Origin of the sequence: Micromonospora sp. II, from assembly GCF_001709195.1 — a bacterium.
Classification (GTDB): domain Bacteria; phylum Actinomycetota; class Actinomycetes; order Mycobacteriales; family Micromonosporaceae; genus Micromonospora; species Micromonospora chalcea.
The window spans coordinates 136,004-158,666 of the sequence record NZ_LYXF01000057.1; the positions used below are offsets into that span (position 1 = coordinate 136,004).

The 22,663-nt window shown below is 73.9% G+C and carries 26 protein-coding genes; 16 read left to right on the top strand and 10 right to left on the bottom strand.

Annotated elements, in window-relative coordinates:
• The first annotated feature begins 53 nt into the window (after positions 1-53).
• Both A8711_RS23925 and A8711_RS23930 read left to right on the top strand, forming a co-directional pair.
• The gene (locus A8711_RS23925) at positions 54-638 is read left to right on the top strand and encodes an HhH-GPD-type base excision DNA repair protein (RefSeq protein WP_043325693.1); all 585 of its coding nucleotides are present in this window, start codon (positions 54-56) and stop codon (positions 636-638) included.
• A gap of 72 nt (positions 639-710) precedes the next feature.
• Positions 711-1,943 carry a low temperature requirement protein A gene (locus A8711_RS23930; protein WP_069089365.1) on the top strand — a complete coding sequence of 411 codons (1,233 nt, stop codon included), beginning with the start codon at positions 711-713 and terminating at the stop codon, positions 1,941-1,943.
• A gap of 4 nt (positions 1,944-1,947) precedes the next feature.
• On the opposite strand, the gene A8711_RS23935 is transcribed toward A8711_RS23930, so the two are convergent.
• Both A8711_RS23935 and A8711_RS23940 read right to left on the bottom strand, forming a co-directional pair.
• Positions 1,948-2,259 (bottom strand): hypothetical protein, encoded by a 312-nt coding sequence (locus A8711_RS23935; protein ID WP_030502972.1) that lies wholly within the window; start codon positions 2,257-2,259, stop codon positions 1,948-1,950.
• The gene (locus A8711_RS23940; RefSeq protein ID WP_043325691.1) at positions 2,249-2,560 is read right to left on the bottom strand and encodes a hypothetical protein; all 312 of its coding nucleotides are present in this window, start codon (positions 2,558-2,560) and stop codon (positions 2,249-2,251) included. Before A8711_RS23940 ends, A8711_RS23935 begins: the two co-directional genes overlap by 11 nt.
• Positions 2,561-2,667: 107 nt before the next feature.
• On the opposite strand from A8711_RS23940, the gene A8711_RS23945 reads away from it, so the two are divergent.
• On the top strand, positions 2,668-3,024 hold the full coding sequence (locus A8711_RS23945) for a DUF3099 domain-containing protein (protein WP_013284780.1): 357 nt from the start codon (positions 2,668-2,670) through the stop codon (positions 3,022-3,024).
• 39 nt (positions 3,025-3,063) lie between these two features.
• Here A8711_RS23945 and A8711_RS23950 read toward each other — a convergent pair whose 3' ends face one another.
• Positions 3,064-3,960 carry a carbohydrate kinase family protein gene (locus A8711_RS23950; RefSeq protein WP_064447137.1) on the bottom strand — a complete coding sequence of 299 codons (897 nt, stop codon included), beginning with the start codon at positions 3,958-3,960 and terminating at the stop codon, positions 3,064-3,066.
• Positions 3,957-4,883 (bottom strand): pseudouridine-5'-phosphate glycosidase, encoded by a 927-nt coding sequence (locus A8711_RS23955; protein ID WP_043325690.1) that lies wholly within the window; start codon positions 4,881-4,883, stop codon positions 3,957-3,959. Before A8711_RS23955 ends, A8711_RS23950 begins: the two co-directional genes overlap by 4 nt.
• A gap of 88 nt (positions 4,884-4,971) precedes the next feature.
• Here A8711_RS23955 and A8711_RS23960 point away from each other — a divergent pair, with 88 nt between their 5' ends.
• The 3 genes from A8711_RS23960 (at position 4,972) to A8711_RS23970 (ending at position 7,794) form a co-directional block, all read left to right on the top strand.
• Positions 4,972-5,190: a DUF3039 domain-containing protein gene (locus A8711_RS23960; RefSeq protein ID WP_030502976.1), complete on the top strand. Its 219-nt coding sequence runs from the start codon at positions 4,972-4,974 to the stop codon at positions 5,188-5,190.
• Positions 5,191-5,230: 40 nt separating this feature from the next.
• A complete protein-coding gene (locus tag A8711_RS23965; protein WP_043325688.1) occupies positions 5,231-5,881 on the top strand; it encodes a trimeric intracellular cation channel family protein in 651 nt (216 codons plus the stop codon).
• A gap of 191 nt (positions 5,882-6,072) precedes the next feature.
• Positions 6,073-7,794 carry a DEAD/DEAH box helicase gene (locus A8711_RS23970; RefSeq protein WP_043325686.1) on the top strand — a complete coding sequence of 574 codons (1,722 nt, stop codon included), beginning with the start codon at positions 6,073-6,075 and terminating at the stop codon, positions 7,792-7,794.
• A gap of 150 nt (positions 7,795-7,944) precedes the next feature.
• Here A8711_RS23970 and A8711_RS23975 read toward each other — a convergent pair whose 3' ends face one another.
• Both A8711_RS23975 and A8711_RS23980 read right to left on the bottom strand, forming a co-directional pair.
• On the bottom strand, positions 7,945-8,178 hold the full coding sequence (locus A8711_RS23975) for a hypothetical protein (RefSeq protein ID WP_013284786.1): 234 nt from the start codon (positions 8,176-8,178) through the stop codon (positions 7,945-7,947).
• 244 nt (positions 8,179-8,422) lie between these two features.
• Positions 8,423-10,027, bottom strand: a complete 1,605-nt coding sequence (locus tag A8711_RS23980) for an RNA polymerase sigma factor (protein WP_064447138.1) — start codon at positions 10,025-10,027, stop codon at positions 8,423-8,425.
• A 287-nt stretch (positions 10,028-10,314) separates the two neighbouring features.
• Between A8711_RS23980 and A8711_RS23985 the strand changes: the two genes are divergently transcribed.
• Entirely contained in the window at positions 10,315-11,136 is an 822-nt protein-coding gene (locus A8711_RS23985) for an inositol monophosphatase family protein (protein WP_069089366.1), read from the top strand.
• Between the two features lie 71 nt (positions 11,137-11,207).
• Here the strand turns inward: A8711_RS23985 and A8711_RS23990 are convergent, their stop codons facing one another.
• On the bottom strand, positions 11,208-11,723 hold the full coding sequence (locus tag A8711_RS23990; RefSeq protein ID WP_176722878.1) for a LytR C-terminal domain-containing protein: 516 nt from the start codon (positions 11,721-11,723) through the stop codon (positions 11,208-11,210).
• Between the two features lie 439 nt (positions 11,724-12,162).
• Here A8711_RS23990 and A8711_RS23995 point away from each other — a divergent pair, with 439 nt between their 5' ends.
• Both A8711_RS23995 and A8711_RS24000 read left to right on the top strand, forming a co-directional pair.
• A complete protein-coding gene (locus A8711_RS23995) occupies positions 12,163-12,459 on the top strand; it encodes a DUF4193 domain-containing protein (protein ID WP_013284790.1) in 297 nt (98 codons plus the stop codon).
• A gap of 236 nt (positions 12,460-12,695) precedes the next feature.
• A complete protein-coding gene (locus A8711_RS24000) occupies positions 12,696-13,538 on the top strand; it encodes a hypothetical protein (protein ID WP_369830126.1) in 843 nt (280 codons plus the stop codon).
• Positions 13,539-13,600: 62 nt separating this feature from the next.
• On the opposite strand, the gene A8711_RS24005 is transcribed toward A8711_RS24000, so the two are convergent.
• Positions 13,601-14,092 (bottom strand): DUF3093 domain-containing protein, encoded by a 492-nt coding sequence (locus A8711_RS24005; protein ID WP_064447141.1) that lies wholly within the window; start codon positions 14,090-14,092, stop codon positions 13,601-13,603.
• A gap of 85 nt (positions 14,093-14,177) precedes the next feature.
• Here A8711_RS24005 and dut point away from each other — a divergent pair, with 85 nt between their 5' ends.
• The 4 genes from dut (at position 14,178) to A8711_RS24025 (ending at position 16,554) form a co-directional block, all read left to right on the top strand.
• Positions 14,178-14,675, top strand: a complete 498-nt coding sequence (gene dut, locus A8711_RS24010) for a dUTP diphosphatase (RefSeq protein ID WP_030502984.1) — start codon at positions 14,178-14,180, stop codon at positions 14,673-14,675.
• Positions 14,676-14,700: 25 nt separating this feature from the next.
• Positions 14,701-15,324 carry a DUF3710 domain-containing protein gene (locus A8711_RS24015; protein ID WP_043325677.1) on the top strand — a complete coding sequence of 208 codons (624 nt, stop codon included), beginning with the start codon at positions 14,701-14,703 and terminating at the stop codon, positions 15,322-15,324.
• Between the two features lie 172 nt (positions 15,325-15,496).
• Positions 15,497-15,877, top strand: coding sequence for an OB-fold nucleic acid binding domain-containing protein (locus tag A8711_RS24020; RefSeq protein ID WP_043325675.1), 381 nt, complete (start codon positions 15,497-15,499; stop codon positions 15,875-15,877).
• The gene (locus tag A8711_RS24025) at positions 15,874-16,554 is read left to right on the top strand and encodes a DUF3159 domain-containing protein (RefSeq protein ID WP_069089369.1); all 681 of its coding nucleotides are present in this window, start codon (positions 15,874-15,876) and stop codon (positions 16,552-16,554) included. The genes A8711_RS24020 and A8711_RS24025 overlap by 4 nt, the downstream gene beginning before the upstream one ends.
• Positions 16,555-16,561: 7 nt before the next feature.
• Here A8711_RS24025 and A8711_RS24030 read toward each other — a convergent pair whose 3' ends face one another.
• Positions 16,562-17,245 carry a TrkA family potassium uptake protein gene (locus tag A8711_RS24030; protein ID WP_043325670.1) on the bottom strand — a complete coding sequence of 228 codons (684 nt, stop codon included), beginning with the start codon at positions 17,243-17,245 and terminating at the stop codon, positions 16,562-16,564.
• 3 nt (positions 17,246-17,248) lie between these two features.
• Positions 17,249-17,914 (bottom strand): TrkA family potassium uptake protein, encoded by a 666-nt coding sequence (locus tag A8711_RS24035; protein WP_043325668.1) that lies wholly within the window; start codon positions 17,912-17,914, stop codon positions 17,249-17,251.
• A gap of 158 nt (positions 17,915-18,072) precedes the next feature.
• Between A8711_RS24035 and A8711_RS24040 the strand changes: the two genes are divergently transcribed.
• From A8711_RS24040 to A8711_RS24050, 3 genes are read left to right on the top strand one after another with little or no spacing between them, the layout of a single operon-like run.
• Positions 18,073-20,142, top strand: a complete 2,070-nt coding sequence (locus A8711_RS24040) for an APC family permease (protein WP_069089370.1) — start codon at positions 18,073-18,075, stop codon at positions 20,140-20,142.
• A complete protein-coding gene (locus A8711_RS24045) occupies positions 20,139-21,419 on the top strand; it encodes a class I SAM-dependent RNA methyltransferase (protein WP_083297083.1) in 1,281 nt (426 codons plus the stop codon). The genes A8711_RS24040 and A8711_RS24045 overlap by 4 nt, the downstream gene beginning before the upstream one ends.
• 45 nt (positions 21,420-21,464) lie before the next feature.
• Positions 21,465-22,625, top strand: a complete 1,161-nt coding sequence (locus A8711_RS24050; protein ID WP_069089371.1) for an anhydro-N-acetylmuramic acid kinase — start codon at positions 21,465-21,467, stop codon at positions 22,623-22,625.
• Positions 22,626-22,663 lie beyond the last annotated feature (38 nt).

The following is a 22,663-nucleotide window of genomic DNA, read 5'->3' on the forward strand; positions in this document are numbered from 1 at the left end:
CCTCCTGTGTGCCGTACGCGTGTCCCCGTCGTCGGCCGATGCGGGGTGACAGCATGTTCGCCATGACGCTGTCACTGCCCATCGACCCGCAGGCCAACGAACTTCTGGCGCGCAGCCCGCTGGCCCTGCTCCTCGGCATGGTGCTGGACCAGCAGGTGCCGATGGAGAAGGCGTTCTCCTCCCCGTACGTGCTGGCGCAGCGGCTCGGCCACGAGCCGGACGCCGCGGAACTGGCCGGGTACGACCCGGAGGCGCTGGTGGAGCTCTTCGCCCGGCCGCCGGCGCTGCATCGCTTCCCGAAGGCGATGGCGGCCCGCGTGCAGGAGGTGTGCCGGATGCTCGTCGAGCGCTACGACGGCGACCCGGCCCGGCTCTGGTCGGACGTGGCCGACGGGCGGGAGCTGCTGCGCCGGGTCGGCGAGCTGCCCGGGTTCGGCCGGCAGAAGGCGCAGATCTTCGTCGCGCTGCTCGGGAAGCGGTTCGGAGTCACCCCGGACGGCTGGCGCGAGGCGGCCGGTGACTACGGCGACGCGGACGCCCACCGGTCGGTGGCGGACGTGACCGATCCGGAGTCGCTGCGCCGGGTACGCGAGTTCAAGCAGCGGATGAAGGCGGAGGCGAAGGCCGCGAAGGGCTGATCCGCCGCCCGCCGCCGCAACCGGCCCGCCGCCCCTGTCGTTTGTTGCCAGGACGGGGGACGGGGGCGGACGATGACCGAGCAGCGGGGCGGGGCGCTGCTGCGCACCGCGTCCAGCCCCGGCCGGGCCACCTTCCTGGAGCTCTTCTTCGACCTGGTCTTCGTGTTCGCGCTGACCCGGGTCTCGCAGCGCCTGATCGACGGGCTCGACGGCTCGGCCGGTGCGGTGGCCGCCGACGTGGGCAAGACCCTGCTGCTGTTCCTGGTGCTCTGGCAGGTCTGGACCCTCACCACCTGGGTGACCAGCCGGTACGAGCCGGAGCGCACGGTCATCCAGGTCGTGGTGGTCGGCACCATGTTCGGCAGCCTGGTGCTGGGGGTGACGCTGCCCCGGGCGCTGGAGGAACGGGCGCTGCCGTTCGCGCTCGCGTACGTCGCGGTGATGGTCGGCCGGCCGCTGCTGATCGCGGTGGCGCTGCGGGGGCATCCGCGCCGCATGGTCCCGCTGCGGCTGGCCGCCTGGGCGGGATTCAGCGCCCCGCTCTGGCTCGCCGGCGCGCTGATGCCCGGCCCGCGCCTGGCGCTGTGGGTCGTCGCGCTGGCGGTGGACCATCTCGGCACGCTCCTGGGCTGGCCGCTGCCCCGGCTCGGGGCCTCGCGGGTCCGGCAGTGGCTCGTTGCCGGGGAGCACCTCGCCGAGCGCTACCAGCAGATCTTCCTCATCGCGCTCGGCGAGTCGATCCTGGTGATCGGCGTGACCTACAGCGGCAAGGAGTTCTCCGGCGACGCCGCGGTGGCGTTCGCGATCTCGTTCGTGATCACGGCGTTGCTCTGGCGGATCTACTTCTACCGGGCCGGTCACCTGCTCGCGCAGGCGCTGCGGACGGCCGGCACGCCGGGACGGCTGGCCGAGTCGGCGGCGCAGACCCACCTGTTCATGGTGCTCGGGGTGATCGGCGCGGCGGTCGGCTACGAGTTGGTCATCGCCCACCCGTACGACACGGCCCGGCCCGACTGGCTGGTCTTCGTGGTGGGCGGTCCGGCGCTGTTCCTGGCCGCCCGCTCCCGGTTCGAGTACGAGATCTTCGGCCGGGTGTCCCGCCCCCGGCTGGCCGGGCTGCTGGCCCTGGTGCTGCTCCTGCCCGCGCTGGTGACCGTGCCGGCGATGTTCGCGCTCGGCGCGGTGGCCGTCCTGCTGGCGCTCGTCGCGTTCGCCGACGCCCGCCGGGCCTGGCACCGGCCGCCGGAGTCCTCCGCCTCGCCGATCGGGCGGGAGGCGCTCGGCGAGGGTGGCCCCGAGGCGTGAGTCGTCAGGCGGCGGTCGGGCGGGACAGCGAGGCCAGCGCGCGGCGTACGTCGGCCAGCGAGACGGTGGCCGAGTCGTCCAGGTCGGCCAGGCCGGCCTCGATCCACTGCCGCATCAGCGTGGTCACGCCGATGCCGCGCGCGTCGGCGGCGGCGCGGACGCGCTCGTACGTCTCCAGCGGCAGCCGGACCGACCGGCTGACCATCGGCACGTCGGTGTCGGGGGTGGGCAGTTGGGCCGGTGACGTGTCGTCGATCAGGTCGGCGAACGTGTCGCCCCCGGCGTGGAACCGCTTGGTCGCCTCGTCACGGTGCATCGTGACCGCCTCCTCGTCGGCGTGAGTTCCGCACCGCCTCGTCGTAGCGCTTGGCCTCGACGTCGCTCAGTTCGCGGGCGGAGAGGATGTCCCAGTCGTTGTCGGTGCCGTCGGCCTCGGCCAGCAGCACGGCGAGTCGCCGGCCGCGGTGCTCGGTGGCGTAGACCACCATCACGTCGTCACCGAGGTGCCGGATGACCCGGTGCCTGCTGTGCAGGGCCTCCCAGACTTCCCCGGGTGTGACGTCGTAGACCCGCAGGTTCGCTAGCGCCTCGTCGGTGAAGCTGAACCGGTTGGCCACGGATCGAAGCGTACCACCCACGTAACACGCGACCGCTCGTCACGAATTTCGCCGATCATCCGTCCGGAGTGACAGGATGGGCCGTATCCCCTCGTAGGAGGTCCGTGGTGAAGCGTCAGGCGTACCAGCCGATCCTGATCACCGACGCCCCGCGCAGCCAGGACGACCAGCTCAACAGCCGGCAGAAGCGTTACGTGCTGATGATGGCCATCCGGGTCGCGTGTCTGGTGGCGGGCGCGATCCTGGTCGGCGCGAAGGCACCGCTGCTCTGGCTCTGGCTGCCGCTGTGCGCGCTCGGCATGGTGCTCGTGCCCTGGCTCGCCGTGCTGCTCGCCAACGACCGGCCGCCCAAGGAGGAGCACCGGCTGGCGAACCGGTTCCAGAACCGGCGCCGCGAGGAGCCCGCGCCCACCGCCCTCACCGCCGAGGAGAACCCGCACAAGATCATCGACGCCGAGCCCTGACCGGCCCGGGCGGAGCACCCGCCCGGACCGGCCACCGCGTCAGGGCGCCGGGCGGGCGCCCACCGTCGTCACGGCGAGCGCGCCCAGGTCACCGGCGCGGGCCAGCGCGGCACGCGGGTCGGCCCCGGCCAGCCACGCGGTGAGCAGCCCGGCGGCGAACGCGTCCCCGGCGCCGGTCACGTCCACCACGTCCACCCCGGGTGCCGGCGCGAACTCCACCACACCGCCGCGCTCCACCCACACCGCGCCCGCCGCGCCGCGCTTGACCACCACCCGGTGCGCCACCGCGGTCAGCGCCCGCGCCTGCGCCGCCGGGTCCAGCCCGCCGGCCAGCACCGTCGCCTCGTCCGTGTTGACCAGCAGCAGGTCGACGTCGCGTACCCAGGTCAGGAACGCCCCGCCGACGCGCCGCAGCGGCGCCGCGGACGCCGCGTCGACGCTGACGGTCAGCCCGCGCTCGCGGGCCGTGGCCAGCGCGCGCAGGCCGGCGCCGCGCGACCCGACGTCCAACAGGGTGTACGCGGACAGGTGCAGATGCCCGGCGTCGGGCGCGGCGGCCAGCGCCGCGTCCACGTGCGCGGCGGTCAGCCGCAGGTTCGCGCCCCGCTGACTGATCATCGTGCGCTCCCCGTCGTGGGCGAGCACGATGACGGTGCCGGTCGGGTAGCCCTCGTGCCGCTCCACCGCGCAGTCCACACCGATCCGGGTCAGCTCGGCCACCCGTTCCCGGCCGGTCTCGTCGTCGCCGACGGCGGCGACCAGCGTCACCGCCGCGCCCTGCCCGGCGAGCCAGGCCGCGGTGTTCGCCGCCTGCCCGCCGCCGCTGAACCGGATCCCGGCCGCGGTGTCCGAGCCGGTCGCGAGCGGCCCGGACAGCACCGCGAGCACGTCGGTGATCACGTCGCCGACGACGACGATGCGCGGCGTGGCGCTCATGGGGCGCGACGGGTCGCCGCGGCGACCGCAATCCGGGCCGCGAGGTCGGCGTTGCGCAGGATGATCCGGACGTTCACCGCCAGGCTGGCGCCCTCGGTCGCCGAGTGGAAGTGCGACAGCAGGAACGGGGTGACCGCCTTGCCGGTGATCCCCTCGCGGGCCAGCGCGGCCAGCCCTTCGGCGAGCGTCCGGTCGTGCAGCGCCGGGTCGAGCTGCTCGTCGGCGGGCAGCGGGTTGGCCACCACCAGGCCGCCGTGGTGCACGCCGTGCGCCGCGCGGGCGGCCAGCACGTCCGCCACCTGCTCCGGCGACTCGACCGACCAGTCCAGGTCGAAGCCGGCGTCGGTGAGGTAGAAGCCGGGGAAGCGGCGGGTGCGGTAGCCGACCACGCCCACCCCGAGCGTCTCCAGCCGCTCCAGCGTGGCGCCCACGTCGAGGATCGACTTCACCCCGGCGCAGACCACCGCGATCGGGGTCCGGGCCAGCGTGACCAGGTCCGCCGACTCGTCGAACGTCTGCGCCGCCTCCCGGTGCACGCCGCCGAGCCCGCCGGTGGCGAACACGCCGATCCCGGCCGCCGCCGCGACCGCGCTGGTGGCCGCGACCGTGGTGGCGCCGTCCGCGCCGGTGGCCGCCGCCGGGGCCAGGTCGCGGACCGAGAGCTTGCTCACGCCGTCGACGGTGGCGAGGCGGGTGAGCTGGGCGTCGTCCAGCCCCACCCGCAACTCGCCGGCGACCATGCCGATGGTGGCCGGCACCGCGCCCGCGTCCCGTACCGCCTGCTCGATCTCGCGCGCCACGCGCAGGTTGTCCGGCCGGGGCAGCCCGTGCGAGACGATCGTGCTCTCCAACGCCACGACCGGGCGGCCGTCGCGCAGGGCGTCGGCCACCTCACTACCGAGACTGATGTGAAAGTTGGTCACGTCGGCTACCGTACGGCCCGCTCCCGCCCGGGGCCCAGGTGGACCAGGACGGACCGACCTGGAAAACTGGAACGCCGGAGGTGGAGTCGTGAGCACAGAGGTTCTCGAGCGTCCCGAGCTGAAGGACGCGGACACTGGTCCGGAGATGTTCCACTACGTCCGTAAGGAGAAGATCGCTGAGAGTGCCGTCATGGGCACCTTCGTGGTCGCGCTCTGCGGCGAGACGTTCCCGGTCACCAAGGCGGCCAAGCCCGGCTCGCCGGTGTGCCCGAAGTGCAAGGAGATCTACGACTCGTACGCCGAGTGACAGCGGGCGGCTCCGCCGCCCCTCGACGTAACCTGCGGCGGTGACCACCTCCACCGCCCTGCTTGTCGCCGACCTCACCGGCGTGGCGGTCTTCGCCGCCTCCGGCGCCTCCGCGGCGGTGGCGAAACGGCTCGACCTGTTCGGCGTCGTCTTCGTCGGCGTGGTCGCCGCGCTCGGCGGAGGAATCTTCCGTGACCTGGCGATCGACGAGGTGCCCCCGCTGGCGTTCGCCGACTGGCGGTACGCCGCCACCGCGTCCGTCACCGCCGCCGCCGTGTTCTGGCTTCACCCGCAGCTCGCCCGGCTGCGCACCACGGTGCTGGTGCTCGACGCCGCCGGCCTCGGCCTGTTCACCGTCATCGGCACGCTCAAGGCCCTCGACGCCGCCGTGCCCCCGGTCGGCGCCTGCATGATCGGCATGCTCACCGCGATCGGTGGCGGGCTGGGCCGCGACCTGCTCACCGGCGAGATCCCGGTGGTGCTGCGCCGGGAGATCTACGCCCTCGCCGCGCTCGCCGGCGCGGTCACCGTGGCGCTGCTGTCGGCGTCCGGACAGGCGACCGCCGTGCCGCTCACCGCCGCCGCCCTGCTCGTGTTCGGGCTGCGCCTGATCGCGCTGCGCCGACGCTGGTCCGCGCCGGTGGCGACGCTGCGGCCGCCGCGCACCGGCACCCGGGGACCACTGCCCTGACCCGCTTCCCACCGGGGTGGGCGGATGTGACAGGCGTGGCGTCGAGTGGGGCGTACGGCCCGCGCTGGTTATGCTGAGTCCGCCTTCGCGGCACCGGATGCGCGAGGGCGTTTTCATGGGCGGCGGCTCCCGTGGCCCCGGTCGGGCCCGCCGCCGTCCGCGGCGGAGAGGAGCTACGCGTGCCACCGCGGATGCCGGCGCTCGACACGTTCCCGCCCCTGCGCGCCTGGCAACGCAAGGCGCTCGTGGAATACCTGCGCCGCCGGACCGAGGACTTCACCGCGGTCGCCACGCCCGGCGCCGGTAAGACCACGTTCGCGCTGCGCATCGCCGCCGAGCTGCTCGCCGACGGCACCGTCGAGGCGGTCACCGTGGTCGCGCCGACCGAGCACCTGAAGACCCAGTGGGCGCAGGCCGCCGCCCGGGTCGGCATCCAGCTCGACGCCGCGTTCCGCAACGCCGACCTGCACTCCGCCGCCGACTTCCACGGCGCGGTGGTCACGTACGCGCAGGTGGGCATGGCGCCGCAGGTGCACCGGCGGCGCACCATGACCCGACGCACGCTGGTCATCCTCGACGAGATCCACCATGCCGGCGACTCGCGTACCTGGGGCGACGGCGTCAAGGCGGCCTTCGAGCCCGCGGTACGCCGGCTGATGCTCACCGGCACGCCGTTCCGCTCCGACGACAATCCGATCCCGTTCGTCAGCTACGAGCGCGGCGGCGACGGGCTGCTGCGCTCCCGCGCCGACTCGGTCTACGGCTACTCCGACGCGCTGCGCGAGGGCGTGGTCCGGCCGGTGCTGTTCCTGGCGTACTCGGGGGAGACCCGGTGGCGCACCAACGCCGGTGAGGAGCTGGCGGCCCGCCTCGGCGAGCCGATGACGCAGGACCTGATCGCCCAGGCGTGGCGTACCGCGCTGGACCCGGCCGGCGACTGGATGCCGCAGGTGCTGCGCGCCGCCGACGCCCGGCTCAGCGTGCTGCGCGACAACGGCATGCCCGACGCGGGCGGCCTGGTCATCGCCAGCGACCAGCAGGTGGCCCGCGCGTACGCGAAGCTGCTGGAGCAGGTGACCGGTGAGAAGGCAGCCGTGGTGCTCTCCGACGACCAGGGCGCGTCCGCGCGGATCGCGACGTTCGCCGCCTCGCAGCAACGGTGGCTGGTAGCGGTGCGGATGGTGTCCGAGGGCGTCGACATCCCCCGGCTCGCGGTCGGCGTGTACGCGACGAGTGCCAGCACCCCGCTGTACTTCGCGCAGGCGATCGGCCGGTTCGTCCGGGCCCGCCGTCCCGGCGAGACCGCGTCGGTGTTCCTGCCCAGCGTGCCGCACCTGCTGGGGCTGGCGAGCGAGATGGAGGCCGAGCGGGACCACGTGCTCGGCAAGCCGAAGGACCGCGAGGGCTTCGACGACGACCTGCTGGAGCGCGCCCAGCGCGACGACGGCGCCAGCGGCGAGCTGGAGAAGCGCTTCGCCGCGCTCTCCGCGACCGCCGAGCTGGACCAGGTCATCTTCGACGGCGCGTCCTTCGGCACCGCCGCCCAGGCCGGTACGCCGGAGGAGGAGGAATATCTCGGCCTGCCCGGTCTGCTCACCGCCGACCAGGTCTCGCTGCTGCTGACCAAGCGGCAGGCCGAGCAGCTCGCCGCGCAGAAGCGCCGGGCCGCCCAGCGGACCGCTGAGCCGGCCGCTGCGGCCCCGGCGGCGGCGCCCCCACCGATGAGTGCCGCCCAGCGCCGGGTGGCGCTACGGCGGCAGCTGAACGCTCTGGTGGCCGCCCGGCACCACCACACCGGCCAGCCGCACGGCAAGATCCACGCCGAGCTGCGCCGGATCTGCGGCGGCCCACCCAGCGCGCAGGCGACGATCGAGCAGCTCGAAGAGCGCATCGCCACCGTGCAGACCCTGTAAGGAAGGGCCCCCTGTTAACGCCTCCGGTAGAGCAGGGGCCCCTTCTTAACACCGGGCGGCGCAGGCGGCACCGGCACGAAAAACCGGCCGGAGGCGACCCGTGTGGGTGCCTCCGGCCGGTTATGTCGTGATGTGGATTCCTGTCGGACCTCAGTTCGCCATGAGATCGGCGCCACGCCAGCTGAACTCCGGGTCCGACGCGTAGCGCACGGTGATCTTCACGAGATCCTCCGCGTACTTGTTCGCGTGGTGCCCACAGAACACCAGCTCACTCCCACCCGCCAGAGTGATCCGGAGCTTGCCGGCAGCATTGCAGCGGTCGCACCGTTCATCGGCGGCCGGGGGGCTCACCGTCTCGGGCGGCGGCGTGAGGGTCGGGGTCATCGCCTTCCTCCTCTGGTCGTCACCGATGAACACTCTCTTCGGTTGCTCACCTATCGTGCAACACCCATCTCGGGCCCTGCCTTCCCTGTGTGCCCGCGGGGGACCGAGGTCACACATGGCGTGGGGGACAGTGTGCCGTGCACCAAGGGTGCCACGTCAACGATCACAAACAGGCAACCGATCGATCACTGATGAGTGTTCTACGGCTGGTGATCAAACCGGCACGAATTGTTGACGTACGCGGTCAGTCCAGGTAGTCGCGGAGCACCTGGGAACGCGAGGGGTGCCGCAACTTGGACATGGTCTTCGATTCGATCTGCCGGATGCGTTCCCGGGTCACGCCGTACACCTGGCCGATCTCGTCCAGGGTGCGCGGCTGACCGTCGGTGAGGCCGAAGCGCAGGCGCACCACGCCCGCCTCACGCTCGGACAGCGTCTGGAGGACCTGCTGGAGCTGGTCCTGCAGCAGCGAGAACGACACCGCGTCGACGGCGACGACCGCCTCGGAGTCCTCGATGAAGTCGCCGAGCTGGCTGTCACCCTCGTCACCGATGGTCTGGTCGAGCGAGATGGGCTCCCGGGCGTACTGCTGGATCTCCAGCACCTTCTCCGGTGTGATGTCCATCTCCTTGGCCAGCTCCTCCGGGGTGGGCTCGCGGCCCAGGTCCTGGAGCAGCTCGCGCTGGATCCGGCCGAGCTTGTTGATCACCTCGACCATGTGCACCGGGATGCGGATGGTGCGGGCCTGGTCGGCCATGGCGCGGGTGATGGCCTGGCGGATCCACCAGGTGGCGTAGGTGGAGAACTTGTAGCCCTTGGTGTAGTCGAACTTCTCGACGGCGCGGATGAGGCCGAGGTTGCCTTCCTGGATGAGGTCGAGGAAGGCCATGCCGCGACCGGTGTAGCGCTTGGCCAGCGAGACCACCAGGCGGAGGTTGGCCTCCAGCAGATGGTTCTTGGCGCGCTCGCCGTCCCGGGAGATCCACATCAGGTCGCGCTGCAGGTCGCGGACCAGCTTCTCCTCGCCCTCGTCGGCGGCGCGCAGCCGCTCGGCGGCGTAGAGGCCGGCCTCGATCCGCTTGGCCAGCTCGACCTCCTGCTCGGCGTTGAGCAGCGGAACCTTGCCGATCTGCTTGAGGTACGCCCGCACGGAGTCGGCGGAGGCGGTCAGCTCGGCGTCCCGGCGCGCCTGCTTGAGCGCCTCGGACTCCTCGTCGTCCCACTCGAAGTCGTTGTCGGTGGCGGAGCTGGCCGCGTCGGCCTCGGCGGCCTGGGTCAGCTCGGCCGGCTCCTCGACCACCACGTCCTCGATCTCGGCGGCCAGCTCCTCCGGGTCGATCTCGCCGTCGGGGCCCTCCGCCTTGCCGCCGGCCTTCCCCGGCTTCGCCGCGGCGGTCTTGGCGGCCACCGTGGCCTTGGTGGCGCGGGTCGCCTTGGTGGCCTTCGCCGGGGCGGCGGCCTTGGCGACGTCGGCCGTGGTGGCCTTGCGCGCGGTCGCCTTCCGGGGGGCCGGGGCGGCGGGCGCCTCCTCGGCGGCCGGCGCCTGCTTCGGGGCGGGCGCGGCGGCCTTCTTCGTGGTCTTGGCGGTGGTCGCGCGGGAGGCCGGGGTGGCGGACCGGGCGGCGGCGACGCGGCGGCGGGTGCTCGCCGAGCCGTCCACCACCACCGTCACGCCCGCCTCGGAGAGCGCGCGGAGGATCTTCTTGGCCTGGGCCGGGGTCACCTCAGCGGACTCGACGGTGCGCGCGAGCTGGGCCGACGTGAGCTGACCGCCGGCGCTCTGCGCGTGGGCGATCAGGGTGTCGGTGAGCGAGCGAACGTCGGCGCCGGTCTGGCGGGGATCTGTCACGAAGACCTTCCGGAGGCGAAAAGAGCGAGCACGGCCGGGTCGTCCGGCGCAGCATGGGACGGCCGTGCCGGGCGAGTCGTTGAGGACCCCCGTGTCCCGGGCCGTCCGGTCGCTGGCGGTCCGTGGCGCGTGGGCAGGGTGAATTGTAACGCCGTCTGCCGCGATCATCCCGCGCCGCACGGCGGACCGGCGGTCCGGGACCGCCGAATCGGCGCAGATGTGGACTTTGTAAGGATGATACCCGCGCACGGGTGGGCCGTTCCCGATCGTGCGGGAAGGGGACAAACATGATCACCGCGACGCCTACGGCGCGGGAGTTGCTCACGATCGCGGTCGAGGTGGCCCGGGAGGCCGCCGCCACCGCGTACCGGATGCGGGTCGAGGGTGTCTCGGTGGCCGCGACGAAGAGCACGGTGACCGACGTGGTCACCGCCGCCGACCGGGCGGTGGAGCGGCAGGTGCTGGCCGCGCTGCGGCAGCGGCGGCCGGGCGACGCGGTGCTGGGCGAGGAGTACGGCGCGGGGGAGACCGGCCCCGCCGGCGCCGACGGGGTGCGCTGGATCCTCGACCCGATCGACGGCACCGTCAACTACCTGTACGGGCTGCCCTACTGCGCGGTCTCGCTGGCCGCTGAGGTGGCCGGCGAGGTGGTCGCCGGGGTGGTCCGCAACGTCGTCACCGGCGAGGAGTGGACCGCGACGCTCGGCGGCGGCGCCTGGCGCGACGGGCAGCGGCTGAGCGGCTCGACCGCGACCGATCTCGGCCAGGCGCTCGTGGCCACCGGCTTCGGCTACGACGCCGGCCGCCGGGCCCACCAGGCGCGGGTGGTGACGGAGCTGATCCCGCACATCCGGGACATCCGCCGGATGGGCGCCGCCGCGCTCGACCTCTGCCTGGCCGCCGAGGGGCGGGTGGATGCGTACTACGAGAAGGGCCTGGCCGACTGGGACCTGGCCGCCGGCGGGCTGGTCGCCCGGGAGGCCGGGCTGCTGGTGACCGGCCTGTCCGGCCGCCCGGCCGGACCGGACCTGGTGCTCGCCGCGCCGCCGGCGCTGCACGGGCCGCTGCACGCCCGGCTGGCCGACCTGGATGCCTCCGGCGGGCCGTGACCTGCCCCGCACACGCGACAGGGCGGCCCTCCCGGAGGAGGACCGCCCTGCGTCGTCGGGCCGCCGGTCGCCTACTTCTCGACCGGCTTCGGGCAGGTCTCCGGCGGCGCCTGCGGGGCGCCCAGGTCGCCGAGCGACTGGTTGACCTCGGTGGTGGTGGCGAGCTGCTGGAACTGGTTGCCCAGGACCACGTCGACCACGTCGTCCTTGCGGTTCGCGTCGAACTTCTGGCTGGCCTCGTTCAGGAAGTACGCGCGCAGCAGGTGCGCCGACCCCACGGCGTTGGGACCGAACCGCAACTCGGCCACGCCGTCGAACGCCTTCTTCTCGTTGCCGACCTTCTTGACCTGGAACTTGCGGTTGCGGAAGTCGTCCGCGACGCTGCCGGCCCGGCCGGCCTCGTCGGTGGCGTTGTAGACGTTGATCTTGACGTCCTTCTGCTCCCGCAGCCGCAGGTCGACCAGCGGCCAGCCGTCCGGGCAGGCGGCCGCCGTACCGGCTGTGCCCTGACTGTCCTTCAACACGGCGATGACCACGACGACCAGGGCGACGACCGCCAGCAGTCCGACGACAACGAGTGCCCGCACTCGCGCAAAACTCATCCTGGGCGCTCCCCGGACAGTGATTGGGTGGTGGCGGGCGACGCGGTCGGGCCGCGACCGGTCGGCCGTCCAGTACGCCGCTGAGGTTAACCGTTGTCCGGCTCAGGCGTGGAAACAGTCCGACATACCGGCGCGCCACGCGGTGAACCGGTAGGACTACCCCTATCTTCGTGTCGCCTGAGTCACATTGGGAACAACTTCGGGCGCCGAGGCGTACATCTCCCCCGCGAGGGCGGTATACATGCCTCGCCCACAGGGGGGGTAAGGTTCCGCGCTCACCGGGGGCATTTCGCACCGGCGAGCCCGGCCCACCGCTCGTCGGGTCGGGTGCCCGACAGAGATGGTGGCCGGTCAGGGGAACCGAAACGGCGTCGTCCGGCGTTACAACCGGCAGCGACAATATCGATATTGGAGAGTGAAACCGATGGCCACCGACTACGACGCCCCGCGTCGCGACGAGGTCGACCTCGGCGAGGACAGCCTCGAAGAGCTCAAGGCCCGGCGGGTCGACTCACAGTCGGGCGCCGTGGACGTCGACGAGGCCGAGGTGGCCGAGAGCTTCGAGCTGCCCGGCGCCGACCTGGCCGACGAGGAGCTCACGGTCAAGGTCCTTCCGATGCAGCAGGACGAGTTCCGGTGCGCCCGCTGCTTCCTGGTCCACCACCGCAGCCAGCTGGCGGTCGAGCGCAACGGCGACCTGATCTGCCGCGAGTGCGTCTGATCCCGACCGGGGACACCGGCGGCGGCCTCCTCGACGGGGCCGCCGCTGTTCGAGCCGCCGCCGTGCGCCGGTGGCCGGTTGCTGCTTGACTCGTTACGGGCGGCTGCCACGCCGCGCGGAGCAAGGAGGGCGGACGGGTGAGCGAGCGCAGCGAGGGGACCGGCGCCGACCGGACCCCGGCTCCAGCGGCGAGACCGGCACCGACCGGGCCGGATGCGACACCGACCGGCTCCGCCGTGCCCGCACCTGGCGGCTCCACCGTGCCGCCGGCCTCCACCGAACTCGCCGCGACGGCGGCCACTACCGGCTCCGGTTCGACGTCCGGTGAGCCGGGCGCGGACGCCGGGGAACTCGGCGCGACGGTCGCCGCCCTGACCGCCGACGACATCGCCCCGGCCCGCCGGCGGCAACTGCTGACCCGGCTGGTCGGGCAGGCCCGCGCCCGGGGGATCACCGACCTGTTCAAGCCGAGGGCGGCGGTGCGCTGGATGACCGACACGGTCGCCGAGATCGCCCCGCACGTGCCGATCCGCGACCTCGCCACGCTGCGGCGGCACTTCCCCGGCCTGGACGACGACGCGCTCGCCGACCGGCTGGTCCGCAACGCGTCCCGGGCCACCGCCGGGGTCGGCGCGGCCGGCGGCGGAGTGGCAGCTGTCGAGTGGGCGGTGACGCCCACGCTGCTCTCCGCCCCCGTCCTGCTGGCCGCCGAGACGGTCGCGGTGGTGGCGATCGAGCTGAAACTCATCGGCGAGCTGCACGAGGTCCACCGGGTGCCGCTGCCGGCCGGCGGCACCGGCCGCGCGGTGTCGCTGGTGCAGTCCTGGGCCACCCAGCGCGGGGTCAACCCGATGATGCCGGGCGTCGGAGTGAGCGCGGTGCTCGGCACCGCCGCCCGCCGCGAGCTGCGGGACAGTCTGATGCGCCGATTCGGGCGCAACCTCACCACGCTCGGGCCGTTCCTGACCGGCGCCGCCGTGGCCGGCTACCTCAACCGCCGGGCCACCCGCGCGCTCGGCGAGCAACTGCGCAAGGACCTGCGGCGGACCGCCCGGGCACTGCCGGACAAGCCGTCCTGACCGGCGGCGGACCGGCCGTTCGCGGGCGGCGCCGGGTCAGGCCGCCTCGGGGCAGCGTCGGATCAGGCCGCGTCGCGGGCGGCCAGGACGGCGGCCGCCAGCTGGACCGGGTGCCGGGTGCTGACCACCCAGAACGGGGTCGGGTCCTCCGGGTCGTCCAGCACCACCTGCACGGCGCCGTCGATCCACGGACGCTGCACCACGAAGGCCAGCGGGTCGGAGCCGACGCCGAGCACCTCGCGCCGGCCGGCCGCGTCCAGCGGCACCACGTCCGCGACGTACCGCACCGGGAGGTGGGCGTCGTCCACCCGCAGCTCGCCGTCGCGCACCTCGACCCGGATCCGGCCCAGCCACCACAGGGCGGCCACCGCGGCGGGGATCAGCAGCACGAACGGCAGCCAGGCGCGGACGCCGGTCGCGCCCATCCACAGTTCGACCGCGAGCAGCGCGGCCGCGGCCAGCCCGAGCGGCCAGGCCCACCAGGGCAGACCGAGGCGCTCCGCGTACGGCGCGGCGGTGGCCGGCGGCGCGGCCGGAGATGACGACTGACGCACACTGACGAGGGTACGGCGCGTCGCGGGCCCGGCAACCGGCAGGATGACAGGGCACCCCCGCAGGACCGGACGGAAGAGGATGACCGTGACAGACGTCGTACCCGTGCCCGTGCGACTGCTCGACCCGGAGCTGCCGCTGCCGGCGTACGCCCATCCCGGTGACGCCGGCGCGGACCTGGTGGCCGCCGCGGACGTCGAGCTGCCCCCCGGCGGCCGGGCCCTGGTGCCCACCGGCGTGTCGGTGGCGCTGCCCGACGGGTACGTCGGGCTGGTCCACCCCCGATCCGGTCTGGCGGCGAGGCTCGGCGTGACGGTGCTCAACGCGCCCGGTACGGTCGACGCCGGCTACCGGGGTGAGATCCTGGTCAACCTGATCAACCACGATCGGGACACGCCAGCCAAGATCAGCCGGGGCGACCGCATCGCGCAACTGGTGGTCCAGCGGGTCGCCCGGGCCGAGTTCCGGCCGGTGGCCGAGCTGCCCGCGTCCCGGCGTGGCACGGGCGGGCACGGGTCCACCGGCGGGCACGCCGGCCTGGTCCCGGCGCCGTCCGGCGGGCAGAGCGAAGAGGTGGCAGGGTGAGTGCGAACAGCGGAGGGTGGGCGCAGTGATCTTCTCCCGGAAGCGGGCCGACGAGGCGCGTGACAATGGGGTCCTCGACGCCGAGGAGACCCCGTCGGCGCCGGACCGCGGACCGTACGACGTCAGCGAGGCCCCCGACGCGCCCCGGCTCGACCTGGGCAGCCTCCAGATCCCGGCGGTGCCGGACGTGGAGGTGCGCGTCCAGGCCGACCCGCAGGGCGTGATCCAGCAGGTGGTGCTGGTGCACGGGCAGAGCGCGCTGCAGCTCGGCGTCTTCGCCGCGCCCCGCTCCGAGGGCATCTGGGACGAGGTGCGCGAGGAGATCCGCCAGTCGCTCGTCGCCGACGGCGCCACCGTCCAGGAGGTCGACGGGGAGCGCGGTCCCGAGCTGCGCGCCCGGGTGCGTACCCCGGACGGCCCGACCGACCTGCGCTTCGTCGGCATCGACGGCCCGCGCTGGATGGTGCGCGGCGTCTTCCAGGGCCTCGCGGCCACCGAGGCGGCCACCGCCGGGCCGCTGACGGCCTGCCTGGACGGCCTGGTGGTCGACCGCGGGCAGGAGGCCAAGCCGGTGCGCGAGCCGCTGCCGCTGCGGCTGCCCCGCGAGGTCGCCGAGCAGCAGGCCGCCGCCGAGCAGCAGGAGGTCTGATCCACACGTGCCCGGGCCCGGCGTCGAATGGCGCCGGGCCCGCGGCGTGCCGGCGTCCCGGGCGGCGGTACGCGTACCACGGCGCTCCCGCCGGCGGGCCGTGTCGGCGTACTCTGGCGGGACGGTTCCGCCACCAGTGGGGCCCCGCTGTGGAGAGGGTGACGCGGAGGTCATGACGACCGACGAGAGCCGGGGGTCGCTGCGGCGGCTCCTGCACCGGCTCACCGCCAGCGAGGCCGAGATCGAGGCGCAGGAGCTGCGCCGGGAGAGCGCCGAGTCCGGCGGCACGCCGGCCCGCCAGTGCAACAGGGGCCAGGTGGTGTCGGTGGCCGGGCGGCTGCGCACCGTCGTCTACACGCCGCGGACGAACCTGCCCACGCTGGAGGCGGACCTCTACGACGGCACCGACGTCGTCACGCTGGTCTGGCTGGGCCGTCGGCACATCGCCGGGATCGAGCCGGGCCGGCACCTGACCGCGCGCGGCCGGGTGGCGGTGCGTGACGACCGCAAGGTGATCTACAACCCGTACTACGAGCTGGAGTCGCCGAAGTGACGACCGGACAGCAGCACACCCCGTCGGGTCTCGGCCCGCAGGACGAGGAGCGGCTGCCCAGCCTCGCCGAGCAGATGGCCGACCAGCTCGGCGGATGGCGCGGGCTGGTCGAGTCGAGCATCCCGGTGGTGGTCTTCGTGGTCGCCAACGTGATCGGCGAGCTGCGCCCCGCCGTGTACGCCTCGGTGGCGGTGGCGCTGCTGATCGCCGGCCTGCGGCTGGCCCAGCGCAAGCCGGTGCGGCACGCGGTGAACGGCCTGTTCGGCGTCGGCATCGGCGCGCTGCTGGCCCTGCGTACCGGCGACGAGCGCGACTTCTACCTGCCCGGCATCCTCTACGGCATCGGCTACGGCCTGGCGCTGCTGCTCTCGGCCGCGATCCGGCAGCCGCTGGTCGGCTGGATCTGGTCGGTGCTGGTCGCCAAGGGCCGCTCCGAGTGGCGTGACGACCCCAAGCTGGTCCGCACCTTCACCCAGCTCACCGTGCTGTGGGGCGTGGTGTGGCTGGCCAAGGTCGGCGTACAGGCCGGGCTCTACCTGGCCCACCAGGACACCGCGCTTGGCGTGGCCCGGCTCGCGCTGGGCTACCCGCCGTACGCGCTGCTGCTGCTGATCACCGTCTGGGTGGTGCGCCGGGTCACCCGGGAGGGCGCGCCCACCCCGCTGCCGGGCGCCTGAGGCCGCTTCAGGAACGGTGGCGGTCCGCGCTGGCCGGGCCGAGGATCACCGCGCGTACGTCGTCCTCCACCGCGGCGGTGCAGACGAACACCAGCTCGTCGCCGGCCTCGATCGGGTCGTCCGGGGTGGGGACCARCACCCGCTTGCCGCGCACGATCGCCACCAGCGCCGCGTCCCGGGGGATCGGCACCGCGTGGATCGCCTGCCCCACGTAGGGCGCGGTCGGCGGCAGGGTGATCTCGACCAGGTTCGCCTCGCCCTGCCGGAACGTCATCAGCCGGACCAGGTCGCCGACGGTGACCGCCTCCTCGACCAGCGCCGCCATCACGCGCGGCTTGCTGACCGCGACGTCGACGCCCCACTGCTCGGTGAACAGCCACTCGTTCTCCGCCCGGTTGACCCGGGCCACCACGCGGGGCACCGCGAACTCGGTCTTGGCCAGCAGCGACACCACGAGGTTGACCTTGTCGTCGCCGGTGGCCGCGACGACCACGTCGCACCCGGCCACGTCGGCCTCCTCCAGGCTGGCCAGCTCGCACGCGTCGGCGAGCACCCAGTCGGCGGCGGGCACCCGGTCGGGCCGCAGCATCTTCGGCTGCCGCTCGATCAGCATCACCTGGTGGCCGTTGTCGATCAGCTCCTGGGCGATCGAGCGGCCCACGTTGCCGGCGCCGGCGATGGCGATCCGCATGGCTCAGTGCCCCCCTTCCGGCGGCGCCGCCGCCACCGACGTGACCGGGCCGTTGATGTCGTCGGTCACCAGCATGAAGACCTGGTCGCCCTCCTGCACCACGGTGGAGGCGGTGGGCAGGGTGCCGATGCCGAACCGGTTCAGGTAGGCCACCCGGGCGCCGGCGGCCTGCTCCAGCTGCCGCAGCGGCCGGCCGATCCAGTCCTTGTGCACCGGCACCTCCATGATCGACACGGTGCTGGTCGGGTCGCGGAAGATCTCCACGTTGCCCTCGGGGACCAGGTGGCGCAGCATCCGGTCGGCCGTCCACCGGACGGTCGCCACGGTGGGGATGCCCAGCCGCTCGTAGACCTGCGCCCGGCGCTGGTCGTAGATGCGGGCCGCGACCCGGGACACGCCGAACGTCTCCCGCGCCAGCCGGGCCGAGATGATGTTGGAGTTGTCACCGCTGGAGACCGCCGCGAACGCGTCGGCCCGCTCGATGCCGGCCTGGCGCAGCACCTCACCGTCGAAGCCCGCGCCGGTCACCGTGATGCCGGCGAAGTCCGGCCCGAGACGGCGGAACGCGTCCGCGTCCTGGTCGATCACCGCCACCGAGTGGCCGCGCGACTCCAGGCTGTGGGCCAGGGTCGACCCGACCCGGCCGCAGCCCATGATCACCACATGCACGGTGTCCGCTCCTCCCACGGCGCCGCCCGCCGACCCGTCGCCTGCGAGCCTGCCACGTCCCTCCACGGGACGGGGGACCGAACCGTACCGCGCGGGCGCGCAGGCCGGAGATCGACCACCCCCGCGCCCGGCACCAGGTGGTCGTACGCTTGGCGGTTGTGGCCCGACCCACCTCGCTGCTGAAGCGACTCCTCCTCGGTCGACCGTTCCGGTCCGACCGCCTGCAGCACACGCTGCTGCCGAAGCGCATCGCGTTGCCGGTCTTCGCCTCCGACGCGCTCTCCAGCGTGGCGTACGCGCCGGACGAGATCCTCCTGACGCTGTCCATCGCCGGCGCCTCGGCGTTCTTCTTCTCGCCGTGGGTCGCGCTCGCGGTCGTCGTGGTCATGCTCACCGTGGTGGCGAGCTACCGGCAGAACGTGCACGCCTACCCCTCCGGCGGCGGCGACTACGAGGTCGCGACGGTCAACCTCGGTCCCAAGGCCGGCCTGGCGGTGGCGAGCGCGCTGCTCGTCGACTACGTGCTCACCGTCGCCGTCTCGGTCTCCTCCGGCGTGGCGAACCTCGGCTCGGTGGTGCCGTTCGTGGCCACCCACAAGGTGCTCATCGCGGTCAGCGCGGTGGTGCTGCTCACCGCGATCAACCTGCGCGGCCTGCGCGAGTCCGGCACCGCCTTCGCCATCCCCACGTACGGCTTCGTGATCGTCATCGGCGGCATGCTGCTGACCGGGCTGGTCCGCGTCTTCGTGCTCGGCGACGACCTGCGCGCGCCGAGCGCCGGCCTGGAGATCCAGGCCGAGCACAGCGTCACCGGGTTCGCGCTGGTGTTCCTGCTGCTGCGCACGTTCTCGTCGGGCTGCGCGGCGCTCACCGGCGTGGAGGCGATCTCCAACGGCGTACCCGCCTTCAAGGCCCCGAAGTCGAAGAACGCGGCGACCACGCTGCTGCTGCTCGGCGGCATCGCGGTCACCATGCTGGTCGGCATCATCTGGCTGTCCCGGCTCACCGGCCTGCAGTTCGTCGAGGACCCGAGGACGCAGATCGTCTCCGGCCCGGTCGACTACGTGCAGAAGACGGTGACCGTGCAGCTCGGGGAGACCGTGTTCGGCGGCGGCTCGGTGCTGCTCTACGTGGTCGCCGGGATGACCGCGCTGATCCTGTTCCTGGCCGCCAACACCGCCTTCAACGGCTTCCCGGTGCTCGGCTCGATCCTGGCGCAGGACCGCTACCTGCCGCGCCAGCTGCACACCCGAGGCGACCGGCTGGCGTTCTCCAACGGCATCCTCTTCCTGGCCGTCTTCGCGGTGGTGCTGATCATCGGCTTCCAGGCCGAGGTGACCAAGCTCATCCAGCTCTACATCGTCGGGGTGTTCGTCTCGTTCACGCTCTCCCAGGCCGGCATGATCCGGCACTGGAACCGGCACCTTCGCAACGAGCGGGACCCGGAGGCGCGCCGCCGGATGCTGCGCTCCCGGGCGATCAACACGTTCGGCATGGTGATGACCGGCGTGGTGCTGGTCATCGTGCTGGCCACGAAGTTCCTGCTCGGGGCGTGGATCGCGATCGTCGCGATGGCGGTGATGTACGTGGTGATGCTCGGCATCCGCCGGCACTACGACCGGGTCGCGGAGGAACTGGAACCGACCGAGCAGCGGGGCGTGCTGCCCGCCCGCAACCACGCCATCGTGCTGGTCAGCAAGCTGCACAAGCCGACGCTGCGGGCGGTCGCCTACGCCCGGGCGACCCGGCCGGACACGCTCACCGCGGTCACCGTGAACGTCGACGAGCAGGACACCCGGGAACTGCAGGCCGACTGGGAGCGCCGCGAGCTGCCGGTGCCGCTCACCGTGATCGACTCCCCGTACCGGGAGATCACCCGGCCGATCCTCAACTTCGTCGCGTCGGTGCGCCGGGAGTCGCCGCGCGACGTGGTCACCGTCTTCATTCCCGAGTACGTGGTGGGGCGCTGGTGGGAGAACCTGCTGCACAACCAGAGCGCGCTGCGGCTCAAGGGGCGGCTGCTGTTCGAGCCGGGCGTGATGGTGACGAGCGTGCCCTGGCAGCTCGCCTCCACCGCCAGCAAGAACCTGGACCGGCTGGACGCCACGCTCAGCCGGGGTCCGGCGCGCGGCCCCCGGGTGGCGCCGCAGAGCACGCTGCCGCCGCCGGTGGCGTCCACCCCGTCCACGCCGTCCGCGCCCTCCGCCGAGCGGGAGGAGCGGCCGTGAGCGCCGACGAGCGTCCCGGTCCGGTGCCGACGGCGGAACGCCCCGGGCTGGAGGAGGCCGAGCGGGTCGAGCTGACAGTCGACGCGGTCGCGCCGGGCGGGCACTGCGTGGCCCGCGTCGGCGGGCAGGTGGTCTTCGTCCGGCACGCGCTGCCCGGCGAGCGGGTGATCGCCGAGGTGACCGAGCTGCACCGGGGCTTCGCCCGCGCCGACGCGGTGGAGATCCTGGACGCCGCACCGGACCGGGTCGCCCCGCCGTGCCCGTACGCCCGGCCGGGCCGGTGCGGCGGCTGCGACCTCCAGCACGTCGCCCCGGCCGCCCAGCTCGACTGGAAGCTCGCCGTGGTGCGCGAGCAGCTCACCCGGCTGGGCGGGCTCACCACCGCGCAGATCGACGCGCTCGGCGTACGCGTCGAGGCGCTGCCCGGCGGGCCGCTGGGCTGGCGTTCCCGGGTCCGGTACGCGGTCGACGCGGCCGGGCGGGCCGGGCTGCTCAAGCACCGCTCGCACGAGGTGGTGCCGATCGAGCGGTGCCTGATCGCGCACCCGGCGATCCAGGAGCTGCCGGTGCTCCCGCCGACCGGCGCCCGCTGGCCCGACGCCGACGCGGTGGAGACCGTCGCCAGCACCGGCGGGGACGTCGCCGTGGTCGCGTACGCCGAGGGGGTTCCGACGGCGGTGAGCGGGCCGGAGCGGGTCCGGGAGACGGCGGCCGGGCGGTCCTTCACGCTGCCCGCCTCCGGGTTCTGGCAGGTGCACCCGGCGGCGGCGGACGCGCTGACCGGCGCGGTGCTCGACCTGCTCGACCCGCAACCGGGCGAGACGGCCTGGGACCTGTACGGCGGCGCCGGGCTGTTCGCCGCCGCGCTCGCCGAACGGGTCGACGGGGCCCGGGTGACGCTCGTCGAGTCCGCGCCGGACGGGGTGGCCGCGGCCCGGGAGAACCTCGCCGACCTGCGCGGCGTCGAGGTGGTCGCGGCGCGGGTGGAGACCGCGCTGGCCCGGCGCCGGATCACCGGCCCGGTCGACCTGGTGGTGCTCGACCCGCCGCGCTCCGGCGCGGGCGCGCCGGTGGTCCGCGACGTGGTGGCCGCCGGGCCGCGCGCGGTCGCGTACGTGGCGTGCGACCCGGCCGCCTTCGCCCGGGACGTCCACACGTTCCGCGAGGCGGGGTGGCGGCTGGCCGAGTTGCGCGGGTACGACCTGTTCCCGATGACCCAGCACGTGGAGCTTGTCGGCCTGTTCCTGCCCGCGCACGGCCCCGGCCCCGCGCGTTAAGAAGGGGCCCTTTTGCTACCGGATCCGTTAAGAAGGGGCCCTTCCTTGCGCATCGTCGGGCTGATGTCGGGCACGTCCTACGACGGCGTGGACGTGGTGGCCGCCGAGTTCACCGCCGACGGCGACACGCTGCGGCTGCGGCCGCTCGGACACCGCGAGCTGGCGTACCCGGACGACCTGCGGGCCGAGATCGGCGCGCTGCTGCCTCCGGCGGCCACCACCATCGAGGCGGTCTGCCGGCTGGACAACCGCCTCGGCGAGGTGTTCGCCGAGGCGGCGGCGGCCGGCGTCGAGCTGGCCGGGGGCGCTGCCGACGCGGTCGTGTCGCCCGGGCAGACGGTCTTCCACTGGGTCGAGGCGGGCCGGGTGCGCGGCACGCTCCAGCTCGGCGCTCCGGCCCGGGTGGCCGCCCGGGTGGGCGTACCCGTGCTGCACGACCTGCGCTCGGCGGACGTGGCGGCCGGCGGCCAGGGCGCGCCGCTGGTCCCGGCGTTCGACGCGCTGCTGCTCGACCCGGCTGCCGGCCCACGTGCGGCGTTGAATCTCGGCGGGATCGCGAACCTCACCGTGGTCGCGCCCGGCGCGCCCGTCCTCGGGTACGACGTGGGCCCGGCCAACGCGCTGCTGGACGCCGCCGCCCGGCGCTTCCTGGACCGGCCCTGCGACGTCGACGGAGCGCGGGCCGCGGCCGGGCGGGTGCACGAGGCGCTGCTGGCCCGGCTGCTCGCCGAGCCGTACTACGCCGCGCCGCCGCCCAAGTCGACAGGCAAGGAGCTGTTCCACGGCGGCTACCTGGACGCCGCGCTGGCCGCGCTCGGCGAGCCGGTGGCCGCCGACGACGTGCTGGCCACGCTCACCGAGCTGACCGCCCGCACGGTGGCCGACGCCTGCGACCGGCACCGGGTCACCGAGGTGGTGGCCGCCGGCGGGGGAGTGCGCAATCCCACACTCCGGGCGCGGCTGGCCGCGCTGGGCGCGGGACGCTGGCGGCTGCGCACCACCGACGAGCTGGGCATACCCGCCCAGGCCAAGGAGGCGTACGCGTTCGCGCTGCTCGGCTGGCTGTCCTGGCACGGCCTGCCAGGCGCGGTGCCGTCGGTGACCGGCGCGTCCCGGGCCGCCGTGCTCGGCTCCTGGACGCCGGCCGGCCCGTCCGCCGCCGCGCCGCGCCCACCCGCGCCCCGGCGGCTGGTGGTCGACGCCTGACCTGGGTCGATGCACGGCCGGGCTGCGGACTGTCGCGC

Coding starts and splice junctions, on each gene's coding strand:
- A8711_RS23925 (WP_043325693.1), top strand. CDS start 54: ATGTTCGCCATGACGCTGTCACTGCCCATCGACCCGCAGGCCAACGAA.
- A8711_RS23930 (WP_069089365.1), top strand. CDS start 711: ATGACCGAGCAGCGGGGCGGGGCGCTGCTGCGCACCGCGTCCAGCCCC.
- A8711_RS23935 (WP_030502972.1), bottom strand. CDS start 2,259: ATGCACCGTGACGAGGCGACCAAGCGGTTCCACGCCGGGGGCGACACG.
- A8711_RS23950 (WP_064447137.1), bottom strand. CDS start 3,960: ATGAGCGCCACGCCGCGCATCGTCGTCGTCGGCGACGTGATCACCGAC.
- A8711_RS23970 (WP_043325686.1), top strand. CDS start 6,073: ATGCCGGCGCTCGACACGTTCCCGCCCCTGCGCGCCTGGCAACGCAAG.
- A8711_RS23975 (WP_013284786.1), bottom strand. CDS start 8,178: ATGACCCCGACCCTCACGCCGCCGCCCGAGACGGTGAGCCCCCCGGCC.
- A8711_RS23985 (WP_069089366.1), top strand. CDS start 10,315: ATGATCACCGCGACGCCTACGGCGCGGGAGTTGCTCACGATCGCGGTC.
- A8711_RS23995 (WP_013284790.1), top strand. CDS start 12,163: ATGGCCACCGACTACGACGCCCCGCGTCGCGACGAGGTCGACCTCGGC.
- A8711_RS24020 (WP_043325675.1), top strand. CDS start 15,497: ATGACGACCGACGAGAGCCGGGGGTCGCTGCGGCGGCTCCTGCACCGG.